Genomic DNA, 5204 nt, shown 5'->3' with positions numbered 1-5204 from the left:
ACATCCCAATTATTATTTCTGCCAACTTCTACACCATTTACATAACTAATGTCTTCATCATCAATTTTAGATAATTCTATAGTTCCAGCTTTTCCGGCTTCGTTTGCCGAAAGTATGATTGTTTTTCGCAACCAAACCACTCCATCGAATTCGCCTAAAGATTGACTTTCCCATATTTCAGGCACGTTAAGTTGTGGCCAATTCAAATCATCAAATGCTAATCCTTTATATGCACCAACAATTGCTGGATTGATTTTAGAACCCTGAAGTGATTCTACTCTTTTTGTGACTGATTTTATGGAAACTTTCGAAATAGAATCAAGATTAACGTTTGGCATTCCCGCAATCATTTCTTTAAATTCGTCGCTGCTTTCAAATCCTTCTCGACTTGTCCAAGTTTCAGAAACTGTTCCGCCCCAAGAAGTGTGGATTAATCCAATTGGGATTTTTAATTCGGCATATATTTTTTTGGCAAAAAAGAAACCAACAGCTGTAAAATTACCAACGGTAGATGTATTGCAAACTTCCCATTTTCCTACTTTCACATCATCTAACGGTAAAGAACTTAGGTCTCTCGAAACGGTAAATTCTCGAATGGATGGATAATTGGCATCATCTATTTCTTTGTCTGCATTTTCGGCTTCACTTACCTTAAATTCCATATTCGATTGTCCACTGCAAATCCAAACATCGCCAACTAAAACATTTTTGATACTAATTTTATTCTTTCCTTTTATAGATAATTCATAAGGACCACCAGCATTTTCAGCATCTAATCGGATCGTCCATTTTCCATTTTTGTCGGCTTTTGTGGTTTTTATTTGCTTGTTGAATTTGATTTCAATTTTCTCATTGGCATCTGCCCACCCCCAAACCGGAATCAATTTATTTCTTTGCAAAACCATATCAGTAGCAAATATTTTTGGCAAACGCACATTTGCAGTGGCATAAAAACTGAAAGCTATAAATAGAAATAAGAACTGTTTTTTCATTTTTTGAAGTTTTTTTTAAATTGATAAATAAAATTTTAGCAGTGAACGGTTTCTTTTCATATCCAATCTATAAACCACCAATAGTGGTAACTAAAGTGATAAAAAGCAAATAAGGAGAATTATACTTATTCAGATATTGAAATTGTTGATTTTTTTTCAAATGTATTGACAGTGTAAAGAAAATAAAATGTAAAATCCATATAAAATATGTATAATAACAGGATTAAAATAAATATTCTATCATAATAAAAAATAAAATGAATTCTTTTTAAAAAACTTATTTATTTTAGATTTAAAATATGTGAAATAAGCAGGTGAGTCTAATTTAATAGGTAGTTATGTAAACATATTAAATAACAATAGAAGATAAAATTATTTAGATTATTATGATCCATTTCATTTTTCAAAATCATTTAACTAAGGGTAATGGCAATATCTCCTCGCGAGTATCGTCTTAGATATAAAACCAAAGCGTGTTTTTAAACAAATTAACCCGATGAAGGGCTACTAGGTATCTATAAGAAAGCCTTAAATTTAAGTTTTATGAAAACCTTATTTTTCAAACTTAGCTCAATAACTAAATGTAACACATCGAGGGATTTGTTTCCTAAAAGAATTTTGTTGTTTTTTAACTGTTTGAATTAAATATAAAATCAAACTATTTTTCACCTATTCAAAATAATTGTAAAATGATTTAATCCAATTTATTTTTTGGTATCTGCAGCAAAATTAAAAAGCAACCATTAATGCAAAAAAATATTTTAAATCTATATAACCTAATAAACTATCCGCTCTAAAAATTACGGGCAATCAACAAGCGGTCTCTCTATGGTCGTTCCCTTTGTTCCGCTCGGCTGTTCCAGTCGGTCGTGCCTCCCTCCGTTCCACAGGCACTTCACAGCACAAAAAAATAAGGCAGTCCAGCCAATAGCGGGACAACCTTATTTTCCGCTGTTCGTTCCTCATCTTCACACGTTCTCTTCCTTCGTTCGGTCGGGCTTATGCAGCCATAATACCGCTTCATTTCGTTTCCCTCATTCGTTCGCTTAACGCTCCATTTCATTCCACTGAAAGCTCTCTCATTCCTTTCTCTACATTCCAGCCGTATTATGTCTGCCGCCTTCAGTTTTTTCAGCGGTTGCTCCATCGCACAGCCATCGGGGTTAGCGCCGCTTCCCTCAATATATTTTTAAGAAACTCTTAGTTGATATTTACAAATCACTTGTATCAAATCACTGCGATGAGGTCGCTTTGCCCTAAATCAAGGAACTCCGCCGCGGCGGATGCCTTCTATTTTTCCCCCGTCGTTTCACGCTGCTATTCCTTCTCTCCACTTCCCCCGATACCTATCGAGGTTCGTTCCGTTCTCGGTCTAGCGTGGCTGTTCAATTGCCGCAACCCCGCCACTGCGCTCCTCATTCATTCCGCTATAATTCCGCTAGCGCTTCATTGTAGCTCCATTCCTTGCGGTGCTGGGGGGTGTTAAAATTCTTCACGACGACTATAGTGCAATTTTATTGAAAAGAAAGAGAAAAAAAACCAGCAAATTTAGCATCCATTCCTCACTTCCAGTCGGTCGTTCCGATAGCTATCGGAACTTCCTCCGTTCTCGTTCGTCATTGCTGCTGTATTTAGGGCTTTCTTTTTTTTCTCTTTCTTTTCAAAAAAATTAAGTCAAATTTTTTAAACCAACAGCACTATGCCGAATTTCATCATCAAGACCCACCAAAAAGACACTGCCTACAAGGAAAACCAAATCTTTATCCTTAACAAAGGAATGAACTCCAGTAAACCCCGAAAAGAACCCTTTACCAACAGTTTTGTGATTATGTTCCCAGACGAAAAGGATGCCGAAACGGTCTACTGGATTGCCTACAGTCTTTGGAAATCCAACTTCTAGCACCAATTTTTAATCGGGTCCGTAATTCCGTTTTTGCGAATCAATGATTTCAAGAAAGATTTTGATTATAAAGTGAATGAAATGATGCAAGAACACGAGCTGCACCAAAGACAAGTCCAAGCGTTGAGGTTGACAATTAAATTTAATAAATAAAACACGAACCAAGAAAATCCGTTTGGACTTTCGTCAGTAAGTTAAAACCAGCAATTAATTTTATACGGCTTCAGTTTGTCTTTTAATACATTTGATGTATAATCAAAAAGAATAAAAGAGAAAATTACAAGTTTCAAAAAAAGCGAGTAAGATATAATTACAGAGGCTTAAACCCTAAGAGGACAAAACCGACGTTGACCCTGCTAAATCAGTCGATGGCGTTTATTAATATACTACCTTAACATAAAAAGGTTATTTTTACATCATGGCAGCGAACATATTGTTTTTAAGTAGCACAAAAAAAGAGGTAGTATTTCAGATATTGCTGCATATTTTACTTTTTTTATTTTTTTCGTTTGATAGATACGTACCGTCTATACAAGAATTTAAAATAGTGGCTTTTTTAAACTATGCTCTTGGGGCCTTTGTTATTAATTACGTTTTATTACCCCGTTTTTTCTACAAAAAGAACTATTTGCTTTTCTTTCTATCAGTAGCGGTCATAGTTACTACTATCATTATGATTGAAGAACTTGTTTTTGAACCGATATACTATCCCAATACAAGAGGAATACAATTTCAAGGTGTGATATATAGTCTTTTGGATGTCATGCCGGTGATTATGATATTGGTGGGGTTTAAGTTTGCCTGGGATGCATCTAAAAAACAATTGGAAGTTGAAGAACTACGATCCTCTGCCACGGAGAGCGAACTACAATTTCTGAAATCACAGATTAATCCACATTTTTTATTCAACAACCTGAACAATCTATATTCTTACGCTATAGAGGAGTCACCGAAAACGCCCTCCATTATTTTGGAACTTTCTTCCGTACTTCGATATATGCTCTATGACTGCAAGGAGAAATATGTGTCACTTTCGAAAGAAATAGACCATCTTAAAAACTTCACTCAATTGAACGAGTTACAGATTGAGGAACGTGGAAAGGTTGGCTTTAAAATCGAAAACATCCAATCAGAGTATCGCATCGCGCCTTTAATCTTGATGGTGTTTATCGAGAATGCTTTTAAGCACAGTACAGCGAGCCAATCAAACGATATTTCCATTGAAATCGATATCCATGTGTCAGAGAACGGATTATTAGAGTTTAAATGTGAAAATTCATTTCGCCCTATAACAAAGACTGATACTATCTCTAAAGGCATAGGTCTTCAAAATGTTAAAAAACGGTTGTTACTCTTATATCCTGATGCCCATGAACTAACTATTTCTGATTCTGAAGAAGCATATACCGTTCATTTGAAAATGCAATTAAAGAGAGATACCGCATGATACACAGCATCATTATCGAAGACCAACCGCCAGCTCAAAGAGTGTTGAAAAAATACATCGGAGATATGGGTAATATGGAATTGAAGGCAACCTTTGTGGATGCACTTCAGGCAATGGATTTTTTAAAGTCCGAACCCGTGGACCTCATTTTTTTGGACATTCACTTACCCAAGATTTCAGGTATCGATTTTCTAAAAGCGTTGACAAATAAGCCACACATAATTTTGACTACCGCATTTTCTGAATATGCTTTGGAAAGTTATGAATATGATGTGGTCGACTATCTTTTAAAACCATTTTCTTTCGAGCGCTTTGTGCAAGCAGTCTCCAAATTACCGATTCTGAAACAAGAGGGAGTTTCATCCTTAAATAAAATTGAAAACTCATTTACTCCTGAAGTAATTTTTATTAAATCAGGTTACGAGCATATTAAAATTGAGGTTTCTGATATCCGTTTTATACAATCAGATGCAGATTATACGGAAATCTTCACATCCAAAAAAAAACACCTTTCTCAAGAACCGCTTAGGCACTGGGAAGAACATTTAGATTCAAAAAAATTTGTAAGAATACACAAATCATACATCCTAAACATTTCAAAAATTCAAAAAATTGTAGGCAACCAAGTGCGTTTAGATGAAAACACCAACCTTCCCATTGGCCGTGCTTATAAGAAAGTGTTTATGAAAATTGTAATAAAATAAAGGCAGCCTGATCTAAAAATATTGTTTTAAGTAAACTTTAGGCATTCTGTAAAATAATAATTATTAACCCGTTGGGTGTAATTAAATTATTTGATTTTTGATATTGTTTATTGGTCTGTCAAAGATAAATTTATTGACATATTGAACTAAAGTTAATGCCG

The 5204-nt window shown here is 34.8% G+C and carries 3 protein-coding genes and 1 pseudogene; 3 read left to right on the top strand and 1 reads right to left on the bottom strand.

Annotated features, from left to right (window positions below):
* On the bottom strand, positions 1 to 992 hold a 992-nt coding region (locus ACH2BV_RS00060; protein ID WP_395048338.1), incomplete at its 3' end, for a sialate O-acetylesterase.
* 1699 nt (positions 993 to 2691) lie between these two features.
* Here ACH2BV_RS00060 and ACH2BV_RS00055 point away from each other — a divergent pair.
* The 3 genes and pseudogenes from ACH2BV_RS00055 (at position 2692) to ACH2BV_RS00045 (ending at position 5043) form a co-directional block, all read left to right on the top strand.
* A pseudogene (locus tag ACH2BV_RS00055) lies at positions 2692 to 3045 on the top strand (DUF6943 family protein).
* A gap of 265 nt (positions 3046 to 3310) precedes the next feature.
* Entirely contained in the window at positions 3311 to 4339 is a 1029-nt protein-coding gene (locus tag ACH2BV_RS00050; RefSeq protein WP_395048337.1) for a sensor histidine kinase, read from the top strand.
* On the top strand, positions 4336 to 5043 hold the full coding sequence (locus ACH2BV_RS00045) for a LytR/AlgR family response regulator transcription factor (protein ID WP_395048336.1): 708 nt from the start codon (positions 4336 to 4338) through the stop codon (positions 5041 to 5043). Before ACH2BV_RS00050 ends, ACH2BV_RS00045 begins: the two co-directional genes overlap by 4 nt.
* Positions 5044 to 5204: the final 161 nt, after the last annotated feature.

Source organism: Flavobacterium sp., from assembly GCF_043780635.1.
GTDB lineage: Bacteria > Bacteroidota > Bacteroidia > Flavobacteriales > Flavobacteriaceae > Flavobacterium.
Note: the sequence above shows the minus strand (reverse complement) of the source record. Positions and strands in the feature narration are given on the sequence as shown.